This window comes from Acidimicrobiales bacterium (genome assembly GCA_016794585.1).
Lineage (GTDB): Bacteria > Actinomycetota > Acidimicrobiia > Acidimicrobiales > DATDAH01 > JAEUJM01.
The window spans coordinates 15897-38173 of record JAEUJM010000042.1 but is presented as its reverse complement, the minus strand read 5'-3'; the positions used below and the strand labels follow the sequence as shown (position 1 = coordinate 38173).

Below are 22277 nucleotides of genomic sequence, written 5' to 3'. Positions count from 1 at the left end.
TGGACGCGACAATGAGGCATGGACGAACACGAGGAGATCGAGGTCGAGGACTGTGGGGACGGCACCCCGGGTGTCCTTCGCCGCATCCGCGACGACGAGTTCGAGTTAGTCGACAGCACAGGTGCACGACGCCAGCAGTGCACACCGGGGGACTCGATGTACATCGAGCCGTACAGGTACGCCTGCATCGGAGGTCGATGGGTGCGGCAGGGGACGGGCCAGGTGTGACTGGTCGAAGGAGCTCCGGGCCGACGCAGTGGGTGGCCGGTCCCGCGCCGGCTCGACATCCTGTTGCCGATCGACGTCACGCTGCGAGGGCAGGCCTCGCCGCGACCGGGTCGTGCTGAAGTCCTAGAGCGTCGCCAGGAGGGCGTCGAGGCGGGTCCAGGCCTGGACCAGCTCGGCGTCGAGGAAGACTTCGCGGTACTCGAAGCTCTCGACGAGCGACTGGGACGTGAGGCGGGTGCGGCCGTCGCCGAGGTCCTCGAAGGTGCGGCGCTCGAGCACGACGAGGTCGGGCATGCCGTCGGGGGAGAAGGTCTGGACGATGCGCTCGTTCGGGACGACGTCGTGGAACGAGCCGTGGACGCTGCCGGCCATCTCAGGACCGGACATGGTGATGCGGTAGGCGCCGCCGGTGCGGCAGTCGAAGTGGTCGAAGGTGACCGTGTAGTCGTCGATCCAGTTCCACTGCACGAACAGGTCGGGATCGACGTGGGCCCGGAACGCCTTCTCGGGCGGGGCGTCGAACTCACGGATGAGGCGCACGACGGGCAGCTAGTCGTCGACGATGATCTCGGCTTCGTTCACTGGGCTTCTCCTCGGTTCTCGTCGGGCAGGTCCGCCAGGAGGGCGTCGAGGCGCTGGTAGCGGGCCGAGCGCGACCCTCGACCAGCTCTTCGCTCCGGTCAACGAGCTGGCGACGGACCTCGGGCTCGACGCCTGCGCCGGCTGAGGGTCGCGCTCATCCCCGAGGGACGGCAGCGAGCTGCGGTGGATCGAGACGGACCCGTTCTTCGTGTGGCACTTCGGCAACGCCTATGACGAAGGCACTGACGTGGTCGTGGACTTCTCGTGGTGGAGCGACTTCAGCTTCGGTGTCAATCCGAACCGCATCGGTGCCTTCACCCGGATGCGCCTGTCGCCTTCGACCGGCCAGGCGGCCCTCGATCATCTGGACGATTCGATGTCGGAGTTCGCTCGCATCGACGACCGCCAGGTCACTCCGGGCGGGCGTGAGTCGTACGCTGCGGCCGTGGCGGTCAACCGCAGTCGTCGCGCTCGCAGCGCCCGCAAGCGAAAGCGCCGCATGGACCGGGTCGAGCACGACCTGAGCGACGAGCAGTGGGCGGCGCTGCGGGAGGCGTGGGGAGGCTGCGCCTACTGCGGGGCGGTGGGGCGGCCCCTCCAGCGGGACTGCGTCCTCGCCCTGTCCCGGGGCGGGCGCTACACGCTGGCCAACATCGTGCCGGCCTGCCCCTCGTGCAACGCCAGCAAGTGCAACGACGAGGTCACCGGCTGGCTGCGGCGCAAGAAGCTCGACGAGGCGGCGTTCCTGGTGCGCCACCACGAGATCAGCGGCGCGCTGGCCGCCAGGTTCCCGGAGGTCGCCACACCCTGAGCACGGGTGGGCTGCTCAGCCGATCAGCGCCGAGAGGCTCGCCTCGAGGTGCGCCTCGATCACCCCGGGCGTCATGGCGTGGGGCGCTCAGTGCCGGGCTTCGACGGCCCGGGCGAAGGCGGTGACCTCCGGCTCGGGGGCGTCGAGCAGCCGCTCGGCCTCTCCGACGGTGAGCAGCTCGGCCACGGTGTACACGCCGACCCGCCCGCACACGACCTCGATGGCCCAGGTCCCGTCGTCGGCCGCCCAGATGGTCCAGTCCCACGACCGCTCGCGGACCATCCGCCAACGGCGCTCGTCCTCGAAGCCGGGGAGCCGGGAGAGCTCGGGGGCGTCGTCGGCCATGACCCGCAGCACGGCCTCGAGCTCGATGGGGTTCCAACCCTGGGTGCGGCCGGCGGTGCGGACCGGCTCGGCGGCGGCGTCCGGCCACGGGCGCAGCGCGCCGGCCACGGCGAGGCGGTGCCAGTGGGTCGGGAGCCGGACCAGCACGCCGGTGTCCGCCGTGGTCAGCCACTCCGGGGCCCACCGGGCGATGGCATCGGCCCAGCGGTCGGCGACCAGAAGGAGCACATCGCCGCGGGTGAGCCCTCCCGGCGGCGCCTCGATCCAGGTGTCGACGGCGGCGACCACGGCGGCGTGGTCAGGCCGGTCCGGTCGGACGTGGCGGCACACCACCGCCACCAGCTCCGCCCGCAACGTCGGCCGGCTCGCGGCGGCGAAGCCGATCGGCGCCCGGTCGAGGGCCGCTGCGTCGGCGGCGTCCGCGCCGGTCAGCCAGTCCACCAGCCCGGGGAGGTCGACGTCGGCGCCGATGATCCCGAGTGAGAGGGCCGCGGCGGTGGCGATCGGGGACTCCGGATCGGGGAGCATCGACGTCAGGGCACGGCCGAGCTCGGCCCGCCCTACCGGGTCGAGGCCCTTGACGACCGCCCGCACGTCGTCGAGCGCGTCGACCGACGCTCGGGGGTCGCCCAGTGGCCCCCGCCGTCCGTCGAGGAGGGCGCGGAGCTCGCCAGGATCGGCGAAGCCGGGCATCGCGGTCATCGCACGGTCGGGCCCTGGGACGGGCCGGTCAGAGCTCGCCGCGGGCGAGGAGCTCGACGGGGTCCTGGCTGTCGAGCATGCCGAGGTAGGCGCCGCCCCGCGAGAGGTTGTCATACATCGCGTAGCCGAGCAGCTCCTGGGCCTGGCGGGGGAGGGTGGCGGCCACCGCGGATGGGACGGCGAGGAGGTTGTTCTCCTCGGTCCTCAGCCAACCGAGGCAGTAGCTGAGGTGGGCGCCGCGGCGGGGGACGTCGGACGTGTTGGCGCCGCCACCGTGGAGCACGCCGCCGGTGTAGACCACGGCCGAGCCCGCGGGCATCTCGGCGCACACGACCTGGTCGGGCCCGGGCGGTGGCTGGGCCGCCTGCTCGAACGGCGGCAGGTCGCGGTCGGGCCAGCGGTGGCTGCCGGGCACGAGGCGGGTGGCGCCGTTGTCGGCCGTGAAGTCCACGAAGGCGATCACCGAGGCGAGCTGCAGCTCCGGCGCCGGGCGGGGGACGTCGCTCCAGACCGCCTCGTCCCGGTGGAGTAGCTGCGCCTCGGCGCCGGGGCCCCGCTCGAGCAGGTGCCCGATGTTCATCTGGTACCGGGCGCACGCCGGCAGGAGCACGGCGTCGGCCAGGGCGAGCAGCACCGGGTGGCACAGGACCTCGGTGGCGAAGGTCCGCGACACCCGGGCCAGCCCGGACACCTGACGGGTGTGGGCCCCGTGGAAGGCCCGCATGATCGGGTTGAACATCGGGTTCGAGGGGTCGTCGGCGGCCACCGCCTCCTCGACCTCGTCGTTCACCCGGGCCACGACGTCGGCGGCGAGCAGGCCTTCGACCACGACCGCGCCGTCGCGCTCGAGGGCGGCGACCATCGAGGCCGGGTCGGCGGAGGCGTCGACGTGCTCGAGAGAGGTCACGTCGTCCTCACGCCCCGGCGGCGGGCACCGAAGCCGGCGCCGGCGGAGAGGCGACCGTCCCGCCCGGCGCCGCCGACCCGTGAGCCCGGTCGTAGCGGACCTGGCGCTCGACCACGGCCAGGTAGGCGGCCATGGAGAAGGCGAAGCTGGTGAACAGGCTCATCACGAAGAAGCCCCACGGCACGACGATGCCGCGCCGGCGCCCGTCGACGATCGTCCACAGCGGGAACAGCACGACGTTGGCGATGATGTAGTCCTGGGCGCCGGAGCTCGAGGCCCAGTTCGCGAACAGCGACTCGGTGAAGTGCACCCAGCTCGCGGTCGAGCCGAACTGGTCGACGTAGCGGACGTTGCAGTACCAGCCGAGGGCCACCGAGACGAGGCCGACGACGTAGAACGTCGCCTCCAATGGCGTGACCCGCCGGCCGGCCCACGACCCGGCGAACAGTCGGCGGTTGCGCCAGCCCACGAACGCCGTCGTCGCCACCCCAAGCACCGCGTGGACGATGAGCGAGATCATCCCCACATCCTGACCCGCCGTAACCGGCCGTGCTCGGGAGACGACGGGCGCGGCGGGGCGGTCCGCCGACGTCACTCGACGGGCCGCGCCGACCGCGTCAGGCCTGCAGGTGCTCGACCAGCTGGTCGACGACCGTGCCCCAGCCGTCGTGGAAGCCCATGGACTCGTGCTGCTGGGCCCCCTCGGGGTCCTGGTGCACGGCGATGGCCCGGTAGCGGCACCCCCCGGCGGTCGGCTCGAGCTCGAGGATCGCGGTGAAGGGCATGTCGCCGGCCTGGGGGCGGTAGTCCGTCGTGAGCGCGGCGGTCCACACCAGGCGCTCGTCGGGGACGATCTCGAGATAACAGCCGGTGCTGTCCATCATCTGGTTGCCGTCGGGGTCGTTCATCACGGTGCGGAAGCCGCCGCCGGGGCGGAGGTCGATCTCGCAGCGCTCGATCGAGAAGGGGCGGGGCGCGAACCACACCTTGAGCGACTCGGGGTCGGTCCAGGCCGCGAAGACGGCCTGGGGCGTCACGGGCAGCTCGCGCACGAGCTCCAGGTCGAGGGCGGGGTCGAGGGTACGGGGGGTGAAGGTCACGGTGTCTCCAGCTTCTGGTTGAGGAGGAACTCGTCGAGTTGGTCCAGGCGCCGCTCCCACGTGCGGCGCTGGCCGGCCAGCCAGCCCTCGGCGGTCTCGAGCCCGCGTGGCGCGAGCCGGAACGTCCGAGTCCGCCCCTGCTTGTGCGACGTCACCAGGCCGGCGCCTTCCAGCACCGCGAGGTGCTGGGTGAACGACGGCAGCGCCATGGCGAACGGCTCGGCGAGCTCCGAGGTGGATGCGGGACCTCTACCCAGCCGCTCGATCACCTGGCGACGCGTCGGGTCGGCGAGGGCGTTGAACACCAGGCTCACCGGCTCCGAATACTTAGGCACATACCTAACTATAGCGGACTCACTGCACGGGCGTGGCCTCGCCGACCAACGGTGGTTCGGGCTCGGGCTCCCCGGCGCCGGTGCGGGCGACCTGGACGAGGCCGACACCGGTGAGGACGAGCAGACCGCCCAGGAGCTGGACGCCGTTGAGGACCTCCTCGAGCCAGATCCACGCCACAGTGGCCGCGATCACGGGCTCGATCATCGACACGATGCCCGTCGTGGTGGGGGAGAGGTGGCGCAGGCCGAAGACCTCGAGGGCGTACGGGGCGAGGGTGCCCAGGAGGATCACCCAGAGGACGCCGAGCCAGACGGGGATCGAATAGGCGGCGAGTCGGCCGAGCATCGACGTGGATTCCGTCAGGACGCCGGGGTCGAAGTCCCACCACGGCTGGACGAAGGCCCAGAAGACCGACGAGATGGCGAACATCCAGAAGCTCAGGACGAGCGGGTCCCTGGTCTCGAGCATGTGCTTGCCGAGCAGGTGGAACGTGGCGAGGAAGGCGGCGGCGCCGAGGGCGGCCAGGACCCCGATCAGATCGAGGCCGACGTCGGTCCAGACCTGGGAGACGAGCGCCAGCCCCAGGAGCGCCAGCCCGAGGGCCCACCACACCTGGCGGGCGATTCGGTGGCGCAGCACGACCACCGAGAAGACCGCCACCATGAGCGGCGCCGTGAACTCGAGCAGCAGGGCGATGGCGGCGGGCAGCCGGTCGAGGGCGACGAAGTACAGCCACTGGAGGAGCGCGGCGCCGCTGAGCCCGAGCACGATGAGCTTGGGGATCTCGGCCTTCGGGATGCGCAGCGACGTCCGTCGCACCGTGGTCAGCACGAGCAGGAGGCCGAGGGCGGCCCCTGTGCACCTCAGCGCGGTGAGGCGGGCCGGCTGGAGACCGCTCGCGAGGACGACCTTGGACACGCTGGCGTTGATGCCGAACAGGGTCGCCCCGCCGAGGACGAGCACGTAGCCGCGCCGATGGCGCGCCGGGGCGAGGGTGGGCGAGGCGATGGGGTGACGCTACGGCCCAGGGGGCCTGTGGCCCCAAGGCGAATCGTCGCGGCGCCCCTGGTCAGCCCAGCTCGTAGGTGGTGACGCCGTAGATCTCGTCCCACGGCAGCGCCGGCGGCGGGCCGTAGGTCATGCGGGCACAGCCGAAGACCTCCGTCAGCCCGTGGCGCTCGGTCAGGGCCAGCGCCGCCGCGTTGCGCTCAGGCACGTCGAGGAAGACCGCGGCGCCCACGACCCGGGCGGTGGCGGCGGCGTACAGCGCCTCCGCCACCTCGGCGTCGTCGGCGAACAGCGGCCCGAAGCGGTACCCCTCCCGGGCGGGTCGCAGCACGGTGTACCCGCGGCACCCGTCTGGGCCCACCACGGCGAGGGCGTGGCCGTCCTGCGGGGACAGCCAACGGCGCAGGAACGCCACGCGCTCGCCGGCGAAGTGGGCGCGGTCGTAGGCCTCGACCACCTCGAAGGCCACGTCGGCGACGTCCACGACCTCGATCGTCGGCGGGTCGTCGGCCGTCGCGGCAACGCCGGCGAAGCGCAGGTCACGGTGTTGGGTGACGAAGCCGCCGGCGGCGTAGAACGGCTCCATGGCGAACACGCCGTCCATCTCGATGGCCGCGCCGGGCTCGAGCCGGTCGAGGAGGCGGTTGCGGCGGGTGAACCAGAGCTCGCGGCCGAGGCCCTGACCGCGGAACTCGGGGCGCATGATGAAGAACCCCATGAAGCCGTAGCGGGGGCCGTGGGTGACGATCGAACCCCCGCCGACGAGCTCGCCGTCGAGCTCGGCAGCGACGAAGCCGTCGGGATCGGCGGCCCAGAAGGCGTCCGCATCGTCGCGGCCCGGGTTCCACCCCTCGAGCGCCGCCCACTCGACGAGCACGTCGAGCTCTTCTCGCACCATCGGTCGTACCCGCACCACCGCTCCTCTCACGCCTGCCGTGCCCCTGATCCTCGCGCCGGGACGGCCCCGGTACCGCCCGTTCGGCCAGGGGCGACACCGGGCGTCACCGAGGTCGCGGCGATCCGTAGCCTCGGGGCGATGGAGACCATGACGGCGGATGCCGTGCCCGGCCGAGAGCGCCCCGATGGCGACTGATCCCCGGGGGCTGCGGGATTCGGCGCCGCTGCTCGACGCCTGGCTGGGGTTCCAGGAGGCGGCGCCGACGGTGTTCACCATCCCCGGCCACAAGCAGCGGACCGACCTCGTCGGCGACGTGGTGGAGGGCGACGTCCCGCTCTACGCCGGCCTGGACACGATGAAGCTCAGCACCGGGGTGCTGGCCGACGCCGAGGCCCGCGCCGCGGCGCTGTGGGGCGCCGACGTGTGCCGGTTCTCCACCGGCGGGTCGACCCATGCCAACCAGGCCATCGCCCTTGCAGTCGCCGGCGACGGCGACGAGGTGGTGGTCAGCCGGACGCTGCACCGGTCGCTGCTCCTCGGTCTGGTCCTCGCCGGTCTGACCCCCGTGTGGGTTCGCCCCGAGGTGGACCCGGCCACGGGTCTGCCTCTCGGGGTGGCGCCGGCGACCGTCGCCGCGGCGCTCGCCGCGCACCCAGGGGCTCGGGCGGTCTTCGTCGGTGACCCGTCCTACGTGGGCACGGTCGGCGACCTCGCGGGGCTGGCCGACGCGGCGCACGCCCACGACGTCCCCCTCGTCGTGGACGCGGCATGGGCCGCCCACTTCGGCTTCCATCCGGCCCTGCCGGCGCACGCGCTCGCCCTCGGCGCCGACGCGATGGTGACGAGCGCCCACAAGTCCCTGCCCGCCTACAGCCAAGGGGCGCTGTTGCTCGCCCGCACCGAGCGCCTCGACCCGTCCCGGCTGGACGCCGGTGTCGAGGCCACGGCGACCACCAGTCCGGCGGGCTCGATCCTCGCCAGCATCGACGCGGCGCGGGCGCTGCTCGAGCGCCACGGCGAGGCGCTGCTCGAAGGCGCCCTCGCCGCGGTGCGCAGGGCGCGGGACCGCCTGCAGGAGGTCGAGGGCCTCGTCGTGCTCGACGGCGCGCACGTCGACCCGCTCAAGCTGACGCTGGTGCTCTCCGCCACCGGTGCGGACGGCAACGCCATCGAACGGGACCTCCTCGCCGCCGGCCTGCCCGTCGAGTCCGCGGACCGCGACGTCCTCGTCGCGGTGGTGTCGCTGGCGGACACGAAGGCGACGCTGGGGCGCCTCACCGCGGCGCTCGTGTCGTCGATCGAGCGTCGGCGCGGTGCGCCCCGGCCGGTCGTGGGTCCCGCGGCCTACGGGGTCGAGGCCGAGACCGTGGTCGCCCCGCGGGCCGCGTTCTTCGCGCCCGCGGAGGCGGTGCCGATCGCCGTCGCCGCCGGTCGGGTCAGCGCCGAGCTCGTCGCCCCGTACCCGCCGGGCATCCCCGTGGTGGCGCCGGGCGAGCGGCTCACCCCAGCCGTCCTCGACGCCCTCAGGTCCGCCAAGGGGGCCGGCGTCCGCATCGCCTACGCCGCGGACCCGACGCTGGCGACGCTCCGGGTGCTGGAGGGCTGAACTCGTCGGGTCTGGTGCGTGCGGCTGGCGTACGGTCTTCGACGTGATCGAACACGTCGAGGTGTCCCGGGAGATCAAGGCCTCCGCCGACGAGGTGTGGGCGGCCGTCAGCGACGTCACCCGCATGGGCGAGTGGTCGCCGGAATGCCACACGTGCTCCTGGAACGACCCGGACACGCCGCCGGGCGTCGGGTCGATCTTCACCGGGGAGAACCGCAACGGCGAGTTCGAGTGGGCCACCGAGTGCGAGGTCACCGAGTGGGTCCCCGGCCGGGCGTTCGCCTTCGACGGGGTGTTCGGCGACCTGCGCTTCGCCAAGTGGGGCTATCGAATCGAGCCCACCGACGAGGGTTGCGTCGTGACCGAGACGTGGGACGAGGGCCGCCCGCCCGAGGTCATCGAGTTCACCGCCACCATCTCCGGCGTCAGCGAGCGGGCCGAACACAACCGCCGGGGCATGGAGGAGACCCTCGCCCGTCTCGCGGCGGCGCTCGAGACCTGATCGTCGACGGGGCTCCTCGGCTCCTCCGGGCGGCCGACGGGTGGCGCTCACCTGGTGCCGATCGGCAAGCTGACTCCCCCATGGATCTCCTGGACGACCGCACCCCCGTGCTCGTGGGCTACGCCACCGCCCACCAGCGCCTTCCCACCCACGAGGGGGCGCTCGACGCCGCCGGGCTGATGATCGAGGCGGCGCGGTCGTCGCTGCCCTTCGAGCTGGCCGGCACGGTCCTGGCCCAGGTCGACTGGGTGGGGGCCACCCAGGGCCTCACCCACTACCCCGACCCAGCCCGGCTCGTCGCCGAGGCGATCGGGGCCCCGACGGCCCACACGGTGCAGGCCCGCATCGGCGTGATGCAGCAGACCCTCGTGTCCCAGGCCTGCGCCCGGGTGCAGTCCGGCGATGCCACCCTCGCGCTGGTCGTCGGCGGTGAGGCCCGCTACCGCGAGGTCGTGGCCCTCGCTGCGGGTGAGGAGGTCGCGCCGACCCCCCAGGACGCCGCCGTCGAGCCCGACGAGGTGCTCGTCCCGGCCGAGGACCTCGCCCTCCCCTGCGAGCGGGCGGCGGGTGCCGGCGGCGCGCCCGCCTTCTACGCCCTGCTCGAGAGCGAGCGCCGGGCGCGGCTCGGCCAGTCACCCGACGAGAACCGCCGTGACCTCGGGCGGCTCTACGCCCGCTTCTCCGAGATCGCCGCGGCCAACCCCGACGCCGTGCGCCGTGACGTCCGCGCCGCCGACGAGCTCGCCGAGCCGTCCCCCGAGAACCCGTACGTGGCCTTCCCGTACACGAAGCTCATGGTCACCACCTGGACGGTGGACCAGGCTGCGGCGCTGCTGTTCACCACGGTGGGCACCGCCCGCCGCCTCGGCATCCCCGAGGAGCGCTGGCTCTACCCGGTGGTCGCGGTCGAGTCGAACCACATGGTTCCGGTCACCGCCCGGCGGAACCTCACCCAGCCGGGCGCCATGCGCGCCATGGCCGATGCCTGCCGCCGGGTCGCCGGCGTCGACCCTGTGGAGGTCGACCTCCTCGACCTCTACAGCTGCTTTCCCGTCGCGGTCACCACCGCCGCCGAGGGACTCGAGGTGCCTGCCGGCCGCGACCTGACCGTCACCGGTGGCATGTCCTTCGCCGGCGGCCCCCTCAACAACTACGTCTTCCAGGCCATGGCCCGGGCCGCGCAGTTGCTCGCCGACGGACAGGGCGCCACGGCGCTGGTCACCTGCGTCAGCGGCTTCTACACCAAGCAGGGCTTCACCGTGCTGGCCACCGCGCCGCCCGACCAGGCGTTCACGGTGCTGGACGTCACCGCCGAGGTGGCGACGCTCGAGCCGGCGCTGCCCGTCGACGACGAGGCGTCGGGCCCCGGGACGATCGTGGCGGCCACCGTGCTCCACAAGGGCGGTGCTCCAGAGCGGGCGATCGCGGTGGTCGACCTGGCGGACGGGTGCCGGACCATGGCGGCGTGCCTCGACCCCGCCGTGCTGGCGCGGTTCGAGATCGAGGAGCCCGTGGGCCTGCCCGTCGACGTGGCCGACGGCACCTTCACGCCGACCGCCTGAGCGCGGGCAGGGCGTCGGCGGGCCGTCGGGGCCCCGGGTCGCGCCTACGCTCGCCGCCTTGCGCCTGTTCGACACCCTGGGGGGCCGGCCCTGGCTGGACCCCGAGCTGACGGCGTGGCAGCGCCTGCCGATGCGGCCGCTGGCCGTGCCCTGCCCCGACCGGGCCACCGCCCGGGCCCTCGACGCCACGGACCCGGCCACCTACGCGGCCTCGCCGTGGTGGCGGTCGCTCGACGGCACGTGGCGGTTCCGCCTCCACGACCGGCCCGAGGATGTCCCCGTCGACGCCGTCGACCCGGCCACCGACGACCGGGACTGGGACCGCCTCGAAGTGCCGGGAGCCTGGACGATGCAGGGGCACGGCGCCCCCCACTACACGAACGTGATCATGCCGTTCCGGGGAGCGCCCCCGGACGTGCCCGGCGCCGCTGACGACGCCCCCAACCCGACGGGCGTGCACCGCACCACCGTCACCGTGCCGAGGGACTGGCGCGGCCGCCGCGTCGTCCTGAGGGTCGGCGGGGCGGAGTCCTTCCTCGCCGTGTGGGTGGACGGCCGCTTCGTGGGGTTCGGCACCGACAGCCGCCTCGCCTCCGAGTTCGACGTCACCGACCACGTCCGGCCCGGCCGGCGGGCGACCATCGCCCTGGTGGTGGTGCGCTGGTCGGCGCAGAGCTGGGTCGAGGACCAGGACCAGTGGTGGCACGCCGGCCTGCAGCGCAGCGTGGCCCTCTACTCGACGGCGCCCTCGCACCTCGCGGACCTGTCCCTCACGCCGGGGCTGGCGGCTCTCGACCCGGGTGTCGAACCGGGCGTCGGCACCGGCACGCTCGACGTGGCCGTCGGCGTCGACGGCCCCGCTCGCACCGAGACCGGCTGGACGGTGGCGGTCGGCGTGGAGACGCTCGGCGGTCGCGCGCTGGCGACGACGGGGCCCCAGGCCGTGACCGCATGGGACGACACCAGCGAGGCCGCGGCGATGGTCACGGCCATGTTCGTGCGGCCCGGCACGGTCACCGCCCGGCTCGAGGTGCCCGGCATCACGCCCTGGTCGGCCGAGGCTCCCGAGCGCTACCGGGTCGTCACCGAGTTGCGCGACCCGCAGGGCGAGGTGGTCGAGGTCACCGCGCTGGTCACCGGGTTCCGCTCGGTCGAGGTGCGCGACCGGGAGCTGCTGGTGAACGGTCGGCCCGTGCTGCTCCACGGGGTGAACCACCACGAGCACGACCCCGAGCGGGGCCGCGCGGTGCCGCCCACGCTGAGCCGGGCGGACCTCGTGCTCATGAAGCGGCACAACCTGAACGCGGTGCGCACCGCCCACGCACCCCACGACGAGCACTTCGCCGCCCTCTGCGACGAGCTCGGCCTCTACGTGTGCGACGAGGCCGACGTGGAGTCCCACGCCGCCCAGACCTCGCTCTGCCACGACCCCCGCTACACGGCCACCATCGTCGAGCGCGTGACCCGGATGGTGCGACGGGACCGCCACCACCCGTCCGTGGTGCTCTGGTCGCTCGGCAACGAGGCGGGCGACGGCCCCGCGCAGGCGGCGGCGGCCGGCGCCGTCCGGGCCCTCGACCCCAGCCGGCCTCTGCACTACGAGGGCCCGTTCATGCACGACCTCTACGCCGAGGCGCTGGTGTCCGACGTCGTGTGCCCGATGTACACGGGCATCGACGAGATCGTCGCCCGAGCGGGCTGGGAGGGCGACCTCCGGCGCCCGCTGATCCTGTGCGAGTACTCCCACGCCATGGGCAACTCAAACGGCTCGCTGGCCGACTACTGGGACGCCATCGAGGCCACGCCCGGCCTGCAGGGCGGGTTCATCTGGGAGTGGCTCGAGCACGGCATCGCCCTGCCGGGGCGGACCGGACCCGACGGCGGCCCGTGTTGGGGCTACGGCGGTGACTTCGGCGACGAGCCCCACGACGGCAACTTCATCTGCGACGGCCTCGTCGCCGCGGACCGCACGCCGCACCCGGCCATGGCGGAGGTGCAGTGGGTCGGCCGCCCTGTGGACGTGGCCCTGGCTTCCCGGGGCGTCGAGGTCACCAGTCGCCGGTGGTTCACCTCCCTCGCCGACCTGCGGGGGGCATGGGAGCTGAGTGTTGACGGCGAGGTCCTCCAGGCCGGCCCCCTCGACGTGGACGACCTGGCGCCGGGCGCGTCGACCCGGGTGCTGGTGCCGACGCGGCCGCCGGCCGGCGCCGCCGGCCGCGAGGCCCACCTGACGGTGACGTGGACGACGCGGCGGCGCTCGTCGTGGGCACCGGCCGGGCACGTCGTCGCGCGCCAGCAGGTCGACCTGCCGGCGCCCCGGCGCCGGGCACGGACGGCCGGGACCGGCGCCGCGGCGCCCAAGGCCGCGGTCCCGGACCTGTCGTTCACGCCGACGCTGTTCCGGGCCCTCACCGACAACGACGCCATCCAGGTGGGGTGGATGCGGGCGCTGCAGTCCCGGCTCGCGCCCTGGACCGCGCTCGCCGACGGCCTGCCCACGTCGGTCGCCGCCACCGTGGCCTTCGAGCCGGTCGGGTCGGTCGACGACCCCGCGGGCTGGTGGCGCCTGGACGCAGCCATCACGCTCGACGAGGAGCACGCCGACGTCCCGCGGATGGGGGTGACCGCCACCCTGCCGGCCTCGTTCGCGCAGCTCGACTGGTACGGCGACGGGCCCCGAGAGAGCTACCCCGACCGGCGGGCCGCGGCCGTCGTGGGGCGCTGGCGCTCGTCGGTCGCCGAGCAGTACGTCCCCTACGCCTTCCCCCAGGAGCACGGCCACCACACGGGATTGCGGTGGCTCGCGGTCACCGACCCCACCGCCCGCCTCGGCCTGCTCGTCGTGGCCGACGAGCCGGGTGCACTCGGGTGGTCGGTCCGCCACCACGACGACGCGGAGCTGTTCGCCGCCACGCACGTCGACGAGCTGACCCCGCTCGACCGTCCCCGGCACACGGTGCTCGCGCTCGACGCGCTGCAGCGCGGCCTCGGCACGGCGTCGTGCGGGCCCGACACCCTCGACCGCTACCGCACCCGGGCGGGGACCCACGCCGTGCGGGCGTGGCTGCGCTGGTTCGACCCGCGGCGCCCGGTGCCAGCAGTCCTGGCCGCCGATCGCCCTGACCGCTGACTGGCTCTCACGCGGCGGGCGGCTGTCGGGCGGTCGCCTCGCCCCGTCGGGGCCCGACCCTCAGATGAGCACGGCCGCGACCGCGACCGCCAGGGCGGCGCCGGCGTCGGCCGGGAGCGTCGCGGCCCGCCAGGCCACGTGCTGGTCGGGACGGACGAGCAGGGCGCCGTCGGCGCCGAGACCACTGGTGACACACCACGCGGCGTCGACCTCTGCGTCCTCGCACAGACGCACCTGACGGAGGGGCAGTGTGTCGGCGAGCGGGGCGGCGGCCTCGGCCCAGGCGTCGTGGGCGCCACACGTCAGCAGCACCAGGGCGTCGCCACCGATGAGGTCCAGCGTGGAACGGCCGTCGGTCAGCCAGCCGTGGGGGAGGCGGGCACCGACCTCTGCCGTCGGGACGAAGGCGCTGGGGTCCTCGATCGGCGTCGGCGCCGGCACGTCGGCGTCGCGGGCCAGCGCACCCTCGCCGTAGACGTAGCCGAGCTGGAGGCCCAGCATGTCGAAGTGGGTGGCCTGCTCGGCGACGGCGGCATCGATGGCGGGGCGTCGAGCGGGGTCGGCCAGCGTCGCCGCGAGGTCGGCGCTGGTCGCCCCCGGCCGCACGCCGAGGGCCTCGTGCAGGTGGACGATCTTGAACGCGTTGGACGCGCTCTGGTGGCAGTTGGTCTCCGCCACGGGGCGCCGTTCCGCCTCGTAGGAGTCGAGCAGGGCCGGGGCGGCCCACCCGTCCGCGACCGCACACAGCTTCCACACCAGATTGTGGGCATCGGCCACGCCGGTGTTCAGCCCCATGCCGCCGGTCGGGGGGAACCGATGGGCGGCGTCGCCGACCAGGAAGGTGCGGCCCTCGCCCAGTCGCTCGGCCACCTGCGCCGACATGTGCCAGGTGCCCACGCCGAGGATGTCGACCTTCGCGCCCGGGTCGCCGACGGCATCGGTGAGGATCTTCGTGCAGCGGGCGTCGTCGTAGTCGTCCACCGACTCGCCCTCGGGGTCGAACGCGACCATGAACACCCACTCCCGGTCGAGGTCGTGGGCGATGAAGGTGCCCTGGGCCTCGGGGTCGAGCACGAAGTGCAGGACGCCGAGACGGTCGGCCACGTAGGGCCGGAGATCGGCCGCGGCGTGGATGGCGACGAAGCTCTGGATGCTGGCCGGGCCGAGCATGGAGATGCCGAGCCACTTCCGCACCCCGCTCCCCGCTCCGTCCGCACCGATCAGGTGGTCGCTGCGCACGGTGGTCTCGGCGCCGGTGAGCCGGTCGCGGATCACCGAGGTGACGCCCTCGTCGTCCTGGGACGCCGACACCCACTCGGTGTCGTAGCGGAGGTCGACCAGTGGGGCGACCTCCGCCGCGAGCAGCGGCTCGAGGCGGTGCTGGCTGATGTTGCGCAGGGGTGTGGGCGTGTGGGCCAGGCACTCGTCGCCCTGGCGCTCGAAGGGCAGGCGACCGATGAGCTCGCCGCCGAGGCGGGTCACGAAGTTCACGTGGCCGGCGTCGGCCGGGTCCTTGGCGATGCGGTCGATCTCGGCCATGTCGAAGCCGCCCTGACGGAAGATCTCGAGGGTCCGCGCGTTGACGACGTGGGCCGCGGGGTTGCGCTGCGGCCCGTCCCGCCGCTCGACCACGAGGCACCGCCGGCCGGCGTTGGCCAGCAGGCGCGCCGCGGTGAGCCCGACCGGGCCGGCGCCCACGATCAGCACGGGGATGTCGAGGGTGGGGGTGTCGGTCATCAGAGGAGCCCTCCGTAGCTGCCGCCGTCGAGTTGCAGGTTCTGGCCGCTGAGGAAGCCCGCCTGCGCGCTGCACAGGTAGGCGCAGGCGTCGCCGACCTCCTCGGGGCGGCCCAGGCGGCCGGCGGCGATGGTCGAGGCCATGTGCTCGTAGGCCTGCTCGACGGTGATGTCAGCCAACGAGGCGTGCAGCTCCGCCATCTGGCGCTGGCGGGCGGTGTCGATGCGCTCGGGCAGCAGGTTGTTGATGGTGACGTTGGCCCGGGCCACGTCCTTGGACAGTGCCTTGGCCACCGAGGTGAGCCCGGTCCGGGCGCCGGTCGACAGGCCCATCGGGGAGAGCGGCGTCTTCACCATGGCCGAGGTGATGTTCACGATCCGGCCGAAGCGGCGCTCGACCATGCCGTCGAGCACGGCCCGGATCATGGCGAGGGGCGCGAGCATGTTGGCGTCGAGGGCGGCGATCCAGACGTCGCGGTCCCAGTCGGCGAAGCGGCCGGGCGCCGGCCCGCCGTTGTTGTTCACGAGGATGTCGGGAGTGGGGCAGGCCGCCAGCAGCGCCGCGTGGGTCGCCGGGTCCGCGATGTCGCCGGCCACCGAGCCCACGTCGACCCGGTGGGCGCCCAGTCGGTCGACGGCCTCGGCCAGCGCCGCCGGGTCGCGGCCGTTCAGGGTGACGTGGACACCTTCGCGGGCCAGCGACTCGGCGCACGCGAAGCCGAGCCCCCGGCTGGAGGCGCAGACGATCGCATGGCGGTCGGCGATGCCGAGGTCCACCGCTCAGGCCCCGCGGGCGGCGAGGCGATCGGCGAGCGCGGCCCGCCACTCGTCGAACGGCTGGAACTCGGGGAGCCCCTCGATCTCGCCGCGGGTGGCCGCCTCGATCTCGGCGTCGGAGCCCGCCAGGTCGAGGGCGCCGGCGTAGGGCTGGGCCACGTGGAAGGGCGAGTCGACGAAACACTCGAGTCCGTTGCCCTCGGGGTCGGTGAAGTAGAGCGACCACGCGTTGCCGTGCGAGACGGGGATCACCGAGTCGACCGCGGCGGCGACCAGGCGTTCGCCGATGGCTCGGAGGTCGTCGAGGGTCTCGGTCCGGAACGCCAGGTGGTCGGCCATCATGAACGCCCGGGGCGGTGGCTCAGGTGTCTCCACCAGCACGATCTGGTGGTGGGCGGTGGGGTCCTGCGAGAGGAAGGCCATCTCGCCCATGCCGGGGACGGGCTCCCCGCGGTTCGTGACCGTGAAGCCGAGGACGTCGGCGTAGAAGCCCACCATGGCGTCGAGGTCGCGCACGGCGAGGGTGACGTGGCCGAGGCGGAGCTGCGGGTTGGGGGCCGTCATGAATGACAGAGTCTCCAATATTGGACAGGTTGTCAATACTGAGTAGTATCAGGGCATGCCCACGGCGACGGAGCCGGCGCTCACGCGCGGCCACAAGAAGAAGGCCCGCACCCGCCAGCAGCTGCTCGACGCGGCACTGGACGTACTCGTCGAACAGGGCGAGTCCTTCAACGTCGTCGACGTCGCCGCCCGGGCCGGCGTGTCCCACGGCACCTTCTACAACTACTTCACCGACCGCGAGGACCTCGTCGCCGCGCTCGTCCCCGTGCTGGTCGAGGCCTTCGCAACCCGGGCCGCCGCCGAGGTCGAGGAGGCCGATCCCGCGGTGCGGTTCGCGGTCATCACGGCGCGGGCGCTGGCGGTGGCGGCAGAGGCGCCGGACCTGGTGCGGGTGGCGCTGCGCCTCGAAGCGGTGCAGCGGGCACTGCTGGTCGACGGACCGCTCGCGCACCTGAGCGGCGACCTCGCCGCGGGCCACGCCGCCGGCCGCTTCGACGGCCCGCCCGACGCCGCCACGCTCGACGTCGTCCTCGGGTCGCTCCTGCTGGCCGCTCGTCGCATCGTCGACGGCGAAGCCGGCCTCGACCACCGCCGCACGGTGATCCGAAGGCTGCTCGCCGCCCTCGGCGTCGACCCGGTCGAGGCCGAGGGCCTCGCCGACCGGGCGGTGGCACGCTCGATCCTGTAGCCGCCTTCGTCGGTCCACCCGGTTCGGGTGACCGCACCGGTGCGGTCGGCCGCTATACCTCCTGTGACCGCGTGGTTCACCGGCCGCGTCCGAGCGGCCGATGACAGAGGAGACCCAGATGACCGTGCCCGTGAACGCCGACAACTTCGTCGCCGCAGAGACCGCCCGGATGCTGGACCAGTTCGTCGCCGGCAGCGGCGGCGTGAACCGCTGGCTGCACTTCCGGGCGCCGACGCCGGTCGAGAACCAGCCGGTGATCCGGATGAACCGGGACACCCTCTACAGCATCGCCGTGGTCGATCTGGCCGATGGGGCGACGGTCACCCTGCCCGAGGCCGGTGACCGCTACCTGTCCGCGATGGTCGTCAACGAGGACCACTACATCAACGACGTGCTGCACGGCGCCGGCCCGCACGCGCTCCGCCAGGAGGACCACGGCAGCCGCTTCGTCGCCGTGGCGGCCCGGGTGTTCCTCGATCCGGAGGACCCCGATGACGTCGCCGCGGTGAACGCCATCCAGGACCAGCTCGTCATCGAGGCGGGATCGGCCGGGCCCTACGAGCACCCCGACTACGACGCCGAGAGCCTCGACGCCACGCGTGCCGCCGTGCTGGCGCTCGGCAAGGGCGTGCACGACGCGGTCCGCACGTTCGGGCCTCCGTCCGCGGTCGACCCCGTCCGGCACCTGATCGGGACCGCCGCCGGGTGGGGTGGCCTGCCCGAGACCGAGGCGTTCTACGCCATCGACAGCGAGGCGCGCCCGGTGGGTGAGTTCACCCTCACCTTCCGGGACGTCCCGGTGGACGCGTTCTGGTCGGTGAGCATCTACAACCAGGAGGGTTACTTCGAGCCCAACCCCTACGACTCCTTCAGCGCCAACTCCGTGACGTCAACCCCCGAGGCCGACGGCTCGGTCGTCCTGCACCTCGCCCCCGAGCCCGGCGACGCCCCGAACCACCTCTACGTCATGGACGGCTGGAACTACACGGTCCGGCTCTACCGTCCCCGCCCCGAGGTCCTCGACGGCTCCTGGGCCCCGCCCACGCCCCAGCCGGCGGACTGAGGGCGCGCCGGCACCCACCGGCCTACCGGGCGGGCGCGCCGAAGACCGGGTCGGCGAGGAGGCCGACCACGTCGACCTCCCGGTCGGTGACAACGCGGATGCACGCGCGTCCGGTCGGGCGCTGGATCGGGCGGAGGTGCGGTGCGTCCAGGGAGTCGGGGGCGTCGGCGGGGCGCCGCGCAAGTCCCCGGACCTGGCTCCGACTCGGACGCCGCCGGGCCAGGCGGTCGGCGCGCACCGCTTCGTCGGCCTCGCACTCGAGGAAGACGTAGGCCGCCGTCGACCGGTCGGCCGCCGCGGTCAGGCGCTCGTGGATCTGCGGCCAGTACGACGGCGTGTCGACCACGACCCAGACCTCGGACGCGTCGAGGGCGTCCTCGACCAGCGCATAGAGCACCGAGTAGCTCCACGACGACGCTTCGTCCCAGTCGGCGCCGGCGTCGAGCAGGGCGGACTTGACGGTGTCGAGGTCGATGACCACCCCACCGGTGTGCCGTGCGATCTGGCGGGCCAGGGTCGACTTCCCCGAGCCGGCGTGACCGGCCATCTGGACGAGCGTGCGGCGCACCGCTGGGCACCCTAGAAGGAAAGTCAGCGCTGGCGGTCGATGACCGTGATGGCCTGCTCCGGGCAGGCGCTCGCCCCGAGCCGGGCCTGCGTGGCGAGCTCGGCGGGAACGTCGAGCAGGTGCAGGTCGACGTGGCCGTCGGCGTCGAGCGGGTAGACGTCACCGCCGAATCGGTGGCAGTTGCCCCAGCCCTCGCAGAGCGCCGGGTGCACACGAACACGGACACCCACTTCGCCCTCGACGTCTAGTTCCACACTTTCAGACTATACAATTGTCCCATGCCGACTCACCGCCGACCGGGGCCCGAGAGCGACCACCCGCCCGCTCATCCCATGGGTCGGGCGATCCTCCTGATGATCGGCGTGGTCGTGCTCATCCTGCTGCTCGCCGCGGCGCCGCTGATCACCTGAGCGATCGACCCGACCGCAGGGGGCCACGCGTCCACACTCGGCGAACACATCCTCGGTTCGCGCCGGGTAGGCACGGGGATCCCGAGCCGAGGAGAACGTCACCATGGAGCCCGTCGCCGTGATCTTCGTGATCGCCATCGCCATCGTGGGGGCCCTCGCCCTCAAGGAGTTCCGGCGGCGCTCGTGAGGTCGGACGCTTAGCCTGCGCATGATGGCCAAGGACGCCGGCGGCGAGTCGAGGGCGGAGGTGCCGCTCACCAACCTCGACCAACCGCTGTTCGACGACGCCGGGGTGACCAAGCGCGAGCTGGTCGACTACCTCGACGGGGTCCGCGACCGCCTGCTGCCCGAGCTCGCCGACCGACCGCTGTCGGTCATCCGGGTGCACCGGGGGCAGGAGGCGTTCATGCAGAAGAACGTCCCCCGGGGCACGCCCGATTGGGTGGAGACGATCGAGCTCTGGGCGGAGACGTCCAAGCGCAAGGTCGCCTACGCGCTGTGCAACGACCGGCGCACCCTCGTGTGGTTCGCCAACCAGCGGGCCATCGAGTTCCACCCGTCGCTCGCCCGTCTCCCCGACCTCGACCGGCCGACCCACCTGGTCATCGACCTCGACCCGCCCGAGGGTGACGGGTTCGGGGCGGCCGTCGAGGTCGCCCACGCCGTGCACGAGGTGCTCGACGGCGCCGGTCTCGAGGGTGCGGTCAAGACCAGCGGCGCCAAGGGGCTGCACGTGTTCGTGCCCATCACCGCGGAGGTCGACGGCGCGCAGGCGGCGGCAGCCACCCGTGCGCTCGCGGCGCGTGTCGAGCGGCTCGTGCCACAGGTCGCCACCACGGCCTTCGTGAAGGACGAGCGGGAGGGCAAGGTGTTCGTGGACTCCACCCGCACTGCCGGCGCCACCGTCGTGGCGGCCTACAGCCCGCGCCTGCGGTCCGGCGTCCCCGTCTCGTTCCCGGTCTCCTGGGCCGATCTCGACGACGTCACGCCGGGCGACTTCACCCTGCGCATCGCGCTCGAGCGCCTCGGCGACCAGGACCCGTGGTGCGAGGCCATGCCCGCGCCGCAGGCGCTCACCGCCGATCTCGTCGCCGAGGGAAGCGAGATCCCCGTCGCCCGGGTGCAGGCCATGCACGAGGGAAAGCGGCGCGCCCGATCGACGAAGCGCTGAGCGGCGGATGTTCGGCTCCCGGATGGGTAGGAGGAGGGTTCCCCCACGAAGGAGCACGAGATGCAGAACAAGGACGAGATGAAGGGTCGCGCCAAGGAGGCCGCCGGTGACCTCACCGGTGACGACCACCTCAAGCGCGAGGGCAAGACGGACAAGGCCTCCGGCAAGGTCAAGGACGCCGTGGACACCGCCACCGACAAGGTGAAGGACGTCCTCCACAAGAACTGACCAACCTGCGGTCCCGTCGTCAGGGTCGACGATCCTGGCGGCGGGCCCGTGCTTCAGGCTTCGCGGGTGCGGACGCGCAGGATGGTCACGGTGCCGGCGACGCCGAGCAGGGCAAGGCCGAGTGCCACGACGGCCCGGCCGGTGGCCAGGCCGCTGAGCACGATGGCCGCCCACATCATGGTGATGGCGATCACCTTGGCGCGCCGGGGCATGCCCAGGCCGGCCCGGTAGTCCCGGATCAGGGGGCCGACGCCGCGCAGGTCGAGCACCCAGGCCTCGAGCCTCGGGGACGACTTGGAGAAGGCGGCGGCCGCGGCGAGGAAGAAGATGGTCGACGGCAGCCCGGGCAACACGATCCCGACGCCGCCGAGTCCGACGCACAGCAGCCCGACGGGGATCCAGACGAGGCGGCGGCGGAGCGTCGGGGTGCCCGCGACCTCCGCCGCAGCGGTGATCGTGTCCGATGGTGGCTCGGGGACCATGGCGTGGCTGTTCTCTCGCCGTCGATGTGCAACGGCCAGCCTAGTGATGGCTGTTCGCGCCTCCGTCGCGGCGGCGCCGGGTCAGGTGGTCGGACGGGCGCGCTCGAGGGCGTCGAGGACGAGCTCGAGGCCGGGTTCGAACTCGTCGCCGAAGTCGTAGCCCGGCACCATCACGTGCTGGGTGGCCATCTCGATCATGCACGGGAACTCGTCGGGCGGCAGGTGGTCGACGAGCTCCTCGGCCATCTTCGCGACGTCGTCGCCGGTAGCGAAGGGCAGGTTCCGCTCCTGGAGGGCGAACCCGTAGAGGAAGCTGTCGATCAGGGCGAAGGCGTGGGCGGCGCCGGCCACGGAGAAGCCGGCGCCCCGCAGGCTCGCGAGGACGGCCTCGTGATGGCGGAGGGTGGCGAGTCCGGGCGAGGAGCGGGAGTCCATGAGGCCGACCGCCCAGGGGTGGCGGCGCAGCGCCGCCCGTGCGGCGTGGCAGCGACCGCGCACCACGGCCCGCCAGTCGGTGGTGTCGGTGGGGACGGTGAACTCGGCGGTCACGGCGTCGACCATGCCGTCGAGCAGGTCGTCCTTGTTGGCCACGTGGTGGTAGAGCGACATGGCCTCGACGCCGAGGCGGCCGGCCACCTTGCGCATGCTGACCGCGGCGATCCCGTCCTCGTCGGCGAGGGCCACCGCGGCGGCGACGACCTGGTCGCGGTTGAGCGGACTGCGGCGATCGACCGGCGACATCGCGACCTCCTCGTCGGATCGGGACCTTCGGATCAGGACCTTCGGGACTTGACCACCTTACGATGTACGTCTACCTTACAGTGTATGGAGAACGTGACCACGGAGGCGCCGACCCCGATTCCGGCGCCGACC

The 22277-nt window shown here is 73.2% G+C and carries 25 protein-coding genes and 1 pseudogene; 11 read left to right on the top strand and 15 right to left on the bottom strand.

Going from position 1 to position 22277, the window contains the following annotated elements; all coding sequences use genetic code 11:
• Window positions 1-18: 18 nt before the first annotated feature.
• Window positions 19-228: a hypothetical protein gene (locus tag JNK12_20045; protein MBL8778240.1), complete on the top strand. Its 210-nt coding sequence runs from the start codon at window positions 19-21 to the stop codon at window positions 226-228.
• Window positions 229-351: 123 nt separating this feature from the next.
• On the opposite strand, the gene JNK12_20040 is transcribed toward JNK12_20045, so the two are convergent.
• Window positions 352-768 carry an SRPBCC domain-containing protein gene (locus JNK12_20040; protein MBL8778239.1) on the bottom strand — a complete coding sequence of 139 codons (417 nt, stop codon included), beginning with the start codon at window positions 766-768 and terminating at the stop codon, window positions 352-354.
• 220 nt (window positions 769-988) lie between these two features.
• Here JNK12_20040 and JNK12_20035 point away from each other — a divergent pair.
• Together JNK12_20035 and JNK12_20030 are read left to right on the top strand one after the other, a co-directional pair.
• Window positions 989-1273: pseudogene (locus tag JNK12_20035) on the top strand (carotenoid oxygenase family protein).
• Complete coding sequence (locus JNK12_20030) at window positions 1256-1621, top strand: HNH endonuclease (GenBank protein MBL8778238.1); 366 nt, start codon at window positions 1256-1258, stop codon at window positions 1619-1621. The pseudogene JNK12_20035 and the gene JNK12_20030 overlap by 18 nt, the downstream one beginning before the upstream one ends.
• An 87-nt stretch (window positions 1622-1708) precedes the next feature.
• On the opposite strand, the gene JNK12_20025 is transcribed toward JNK12_20030, so the two are convergent.
• The 7 genes from JNK12_20025 to JNK12_19995 form a co-directional block, all read right to left on the bottom strand.
• Window positions 1709-2668 carry a hypothetical protein gene (locus JNK12_20025; GenBank protein ID MBL8778237.1) on the bottom strand — a complete coding sequence of 320 codons (960 nt, stop codon included), beginning with the start codon at window positions 2666-2668 and terminating at the stop codon, window positions 1709-1711.
• Window positions 2669-2696: 28 nt separating this feature from the next.
• Window positions 2697-3575 carry a phytanoyl-CoA dioxygenase family protein gene (locus JNK12_20020; GenBank protein ID MBL8778236.1) on the bottom strand — a complete coding sequence of 293 codons (879 nt, stop codon included), beginning with the start codon at window positions 3573-3575 and terminating at the stop codon, window positions 2697-2699.
• Between the two features lie 7 nt (window positions 3576-3582).
• Window positions 3583-4095 carry a DUF2834 domain-containing protein gene (locus JNK12_20015; protein MBL8778235.1) on the bottom strand — a complete coding sequence of 171 codons (513 nt, stop codon included), beginning with the start codon at window positions 4093-4095 and terminating at the stop codon, window positions 3583-3585.
• Between the two features lie 97 nt (window positions 4096-4192).
• Window positions 4193-4675: an SRPBCC family protein gene (locus JNK12_20010; protein ID MBL8778234.1), complete on the bottom strand. Its 483-nt coding sequence runs from the start codon at window positions 4673-4675 to the stop codon at window positions 4193-4195.
• On the bottom strand, window positions 4672-5010 hold the full coding sequence (locus tag JNK12_20005; GenBank protein ID MBL8778233.1) for a helix-turn-helix transcriptional regulator: 339 nt from the start codon (window positions 5008-5010) through the stop codon (window positions 4672-4674). The genes JNK12_20010 and JNK12_20005 overlap by 4 nt, the downstream gene beginning before the upstream one ends.
• Window positions 5011-5029: 19 nt before the next feature.
• Complete coding sequence (locus tag JNK12_20000) at window positions 5030-5974, bottom strand: EamA family transporter (protein MBL8778232.1); 945 nt, start codon at window positions 5972-5974, stop codon at window positions 5030-5032.
• A 106-nt stretch (window positions 5975-6080) separates the two neighbouring features.
• A complete protein-coding gene (locus tag JNK12_19995; GenBank protein ID MBL8778231.1) occupies window positions 6081-6932 on the bottom strand; it encodes a GNAT family N-acetyltransferase in 852 nt (283 codons plus the stop codon).
• A gap of 169 nt (window positions 6933-7101) precedes the next feature.
• Here JNK12_19995 and JNK12_19990 point away from each other — a divergent pair, with 169 nt between their 5' ends.
• From JNK12_19990 to JNK12_19975, 4 genes are all read left to right on the top strand, one after another.
• Window positions 7102-8523, top strand: coding sequence for an aminotransferase class V-fold PLP-dependent enzyme (locus tag JNK12_19990; GenBank protein ID MBL8778230.1), 1422 nt, complete (start codon window positions 7102-7104; stop codon window positions 8521-8523).
• 43 nt (window positions 8524-8566) lie between these two features.
• Window positions 8567-9025, top strand: coding sequence for an SRPBCC family protein (locus JNK12_19985; protein ID MBL8778229.1), 459 nt, complete (start codon window positions 8567-8569; stop codon window positions 9023-9025).
• A gap of 80 nt (window positions 9026-9105) precedes the next feature.
• Window positions 9106-10587, top strand: coding sequence for a hypothetical protein (locus JNK12_19980; GenBank protein MBL8778228.1), 1482 nt, complete (start codon window positions 9106-9108; stop codon window positions 10585-10587).
• 58 nt (window positions 10588-10645) lie between these two features.
• Entirely contained in the window at window positions 10646-13717 is a 3072-nt protein-coding gene (locus JNK12_19975) for a DUF4981 domain-containing protein (protein ID MBL8778227.1), read from the top strand.
• A gap of 60 nt (window positions 13718-13777) precedes the next feature.
• Here the strand turns inward: JNK12_19975 and JNK12_19970 are convergent, their stop codons facing one another.
• The 3 genes from JNK12_19970 to JNK12_19960 are packed head-to-tail and all read right to left on the bottom strand — an operon-like array spanning window position 13778 to window position 16794.
• Complete coding sequence (locus tag JNK12_19970; protein MBL8778226.1) at window positions 13778-15454, bottom strand: FAD-dependent monooxygenase; 1677 nt, start codon at window positions 15452-15454, stop codon at window positions 13778-13780.
• Window positions 15454-16230 carry an SDR family oxidoreductase gene (locus JNK12_19965; protein ID MBL8778225.1) on the bottom strand — a complete coding sequence of 259 codons (777 nt, stop codon included), beginning with the start codon at window positions 16228-16230 and terminating at the stop codon, window positions 15454-15456. Before JNK12_19965 ends, JNK12_19970 begins: the two co-directional genes overlap by 1 nt.
• 3 nt (window positions 16231-16233) lie before the next feature.
• On the bottom strand, window positions 16234-16794 hold the full coding sequence (locus JNK12_19960; GenBank protein ID MBL8778224.1) for a VOC family protein: 561 nt from the start codon (window positions 16792-16794) through the stop codon (window positions 16234-16236).
• Between the two features lie 55 nt (window positions 16795-16849).
• On the opposite strand from JNK12_19960, the gene JNK12_19955 reads away from it, so the two are divergent.
• Together JNK12_19955 and JNK12_19950 are read left to right on the top strand one after the other, a co-directional pair.
• Window positions 16850-17482 carry a TetR/AcrR family transcriptional regulator gene (locus JNK12_19955; protein MBL8778223.1) on the top strand — a complete coding sequence of 211 codons (633 nt, stop codon included), beginning with the start codon at window positions 16850-16852 and terminating at the stop codon, window positions 17480-17482.
• Window positions 17483-17600: 118 nt separating this feature from the next.
• Window positions 17601-18545, top strand: coding sequence for a DUF1214 domain-containing protein (locus tag JNK12_19950; GenBank protein MBL8778222.1), 945 nt, complete (start codon window positions 17601-17603; stop codon window positions 18543-18545).
• Between the two features lie 22 nt (window positions 18546-18567).
• Here JNK12_19950 and JNK12_19945 read toward each other — a convergent pair whose 3' ends face one another.
• Complete coding sequence (locus JNK12_19945; protein MBL8778221.1) at window positions 18568-19113, bottom strand: AAA family ATPase; 546 nt, start codon at window positions 19111-19113, stop codon at window positions 18568-18570.
• A 23-nt stretch (window positions 19114-19136) separates the two neighbouring features.
• Window positions 19137-19367, bottom strand: a complete 231-nt coding sequence (locus JNK12_19940) for a ferredoxin (protein MBL8778220.1) — start codon at window positions 19365-19367, stop codon at window positions 19137-19139.
• Between the two features lie 367 nt (window positions 19368-19734).
• On the opposite strand from JNK12_19940, the gene ligD reads away from it, so the two are divergent.
• Together ligD and JNK12_19930 are read left to right on the top strand one after the other, a co-directional pair.
• On the top strand, window positions 19735-20694 hold the full coding sequence (ligD, locus tag JNK12_19935) for a non-homologous end-joining DNA ligase (protein ID MBL8778219.1): 960 nt from the start codon (window positions 19735-19737) through the stop codon (window positions 20692-20694).
• 60 nt (window positions 20695-20754) lie between these two features.
• Window positions 20755-20922: a CsbD family protein gene (locus tag JNK12_19930; GenBank protein MBL8778218.1), complete on the top strand. Its 168-nt coding sequence runs from the start codon at window positions 20755-20757 to the stop codon at window positions 20920-20922.
• Window positions 20923-20975: 53 nt separating this feature from the next.
• On the opposite strand, the gene JNK12_19925 is transcribed toward JNK12_19930, so the two are convergent.
• Together JNK12_19925 and JNK12_19920 are read right to left on the bottom strand one after the other, a co-directional pair.
• Window positions 20976-21404, bottom strand: a complete 429-nt coding sequence (locus JNK12_19925; GenBank protein MBL8778217.1) for a YbaN family protein — start codon at window positions 21402-21404, stop codon at window positions 20976-20978.
• Window positions 21405-21485: 81 nt separating this feature from the next.
• Window positions 21486-22145 carry a TetR/AcrR family transcriptional regulator C-terminal domain-containing protein gene (locus JNK12_19920; GenBank protein MBL8778216.1) on the bottom strand — a complete coding sequence of 220 codons (660 nt, stop codon included), beginning with the start codon at window positions 22143-22145 and terminating at the stop codon, window positions 21486-21488.
• Window positions 22146-22277 lie beyond the last annotated feature (132 nt).

What these genes read in the sequence shown, in the direction of transcription:
- JNK12_20045 (MBL8778240.1), top strand. Translation starts at nt 19, where the DNA reads ATGGACGAACACGAGGAGATCGAGGTCGAGGACTGTGGGGACGGCACC.
- JNK12_19980 (MBL8778228.1), top strand. Translation starts at nt 9,106, where the DNA reads ATGGATCTCCTGGACGACCGCACCCCCGTGCTCGTGGGCTACGCCACC.
- JNK12_19955 (MBL8778223.1), top strand. Translation starts at nt 16,850, where the DNA reads ATGCCCACGGCGACGGAGCCGGCGCTCACGCGCGGCCACAAGAAGAAG.
- JNK12_20015 (MBL8778235.1), bottom strand. Translation starts at nt 4,095, where the DNA reads ATGATCTCGCTCATCGTCCACGCGGTGCTTGGGGTGGCGACGACGGCG.
- JNK12_19970 (MBL8778226.1), bottom strand. Translation starts at nt 15,454, where the DNA reads ATGACCGACACCCCCACCCTCGACATCCCCGTGCTGATCGTGGGCGCC.
- JNK12_19930 (MBL8778218.1), top strand. Translation starts at nt 20,755, where the DNA reads ATGCAGAACAAGGACGAGATGAAGGGTCGCGCCAAGGAGGCCGCCGGT.
- JNK12_19960 (MBL8778224.1), bottom strand. Translation starts at nt 16,794, where the DNA reads ATGACGGCCCCCAACCCGCAGCTCCGCCTCGGCCACGTCACCCTCGCC.
- JNK12_19920 (MBL8778216.1), bottom strand. Translation starts at nt 22,145, where the DNA reads ATGTCGCCGGTCGATCGCCGCAGTCCGCTCAACCGCGACCAGGTCGTC.
- ligD (MBL8778219.1), top strand. Translation starts at nt 19,735, where the DNA reads ATGGCCAAGGACGCCGGCGGCGAGTCGAGGGCGGAGGTGCCGCTCACC.
- JNK12_19990 (MBL8778230.1), top strand. Translation starts at nt 7,102, where the DNA reads ATGGCGACTGATCCCCGGGGGCTGCGGGATTCGGCGCCGCTGCTCGAC.
- JNK12_20025 (MBL8778237.1), bottom strand. Translation starts at nt 2,668, where the DNA reads ATGACCGCGATGCCCGGCTTCGCCGATCCTGGCGAGCTCCGCGCCCTC.
- JNK12_19950 (MBL8778222.1), top strand. Translation starts at nt 17,601, where the DNA reads ATGACCGTGCCCGTGAACGCCGACAACTTCGTCGCCGCAGAGACCGCC.
- JNK12_19925 (MBL8778217.1), bottom strand. Translation starts at nt 21,404, where the DNA reads ATGGTCCCCGAGCCACCATCGGACACGATCACCGCTGCGGCGGAGGTC.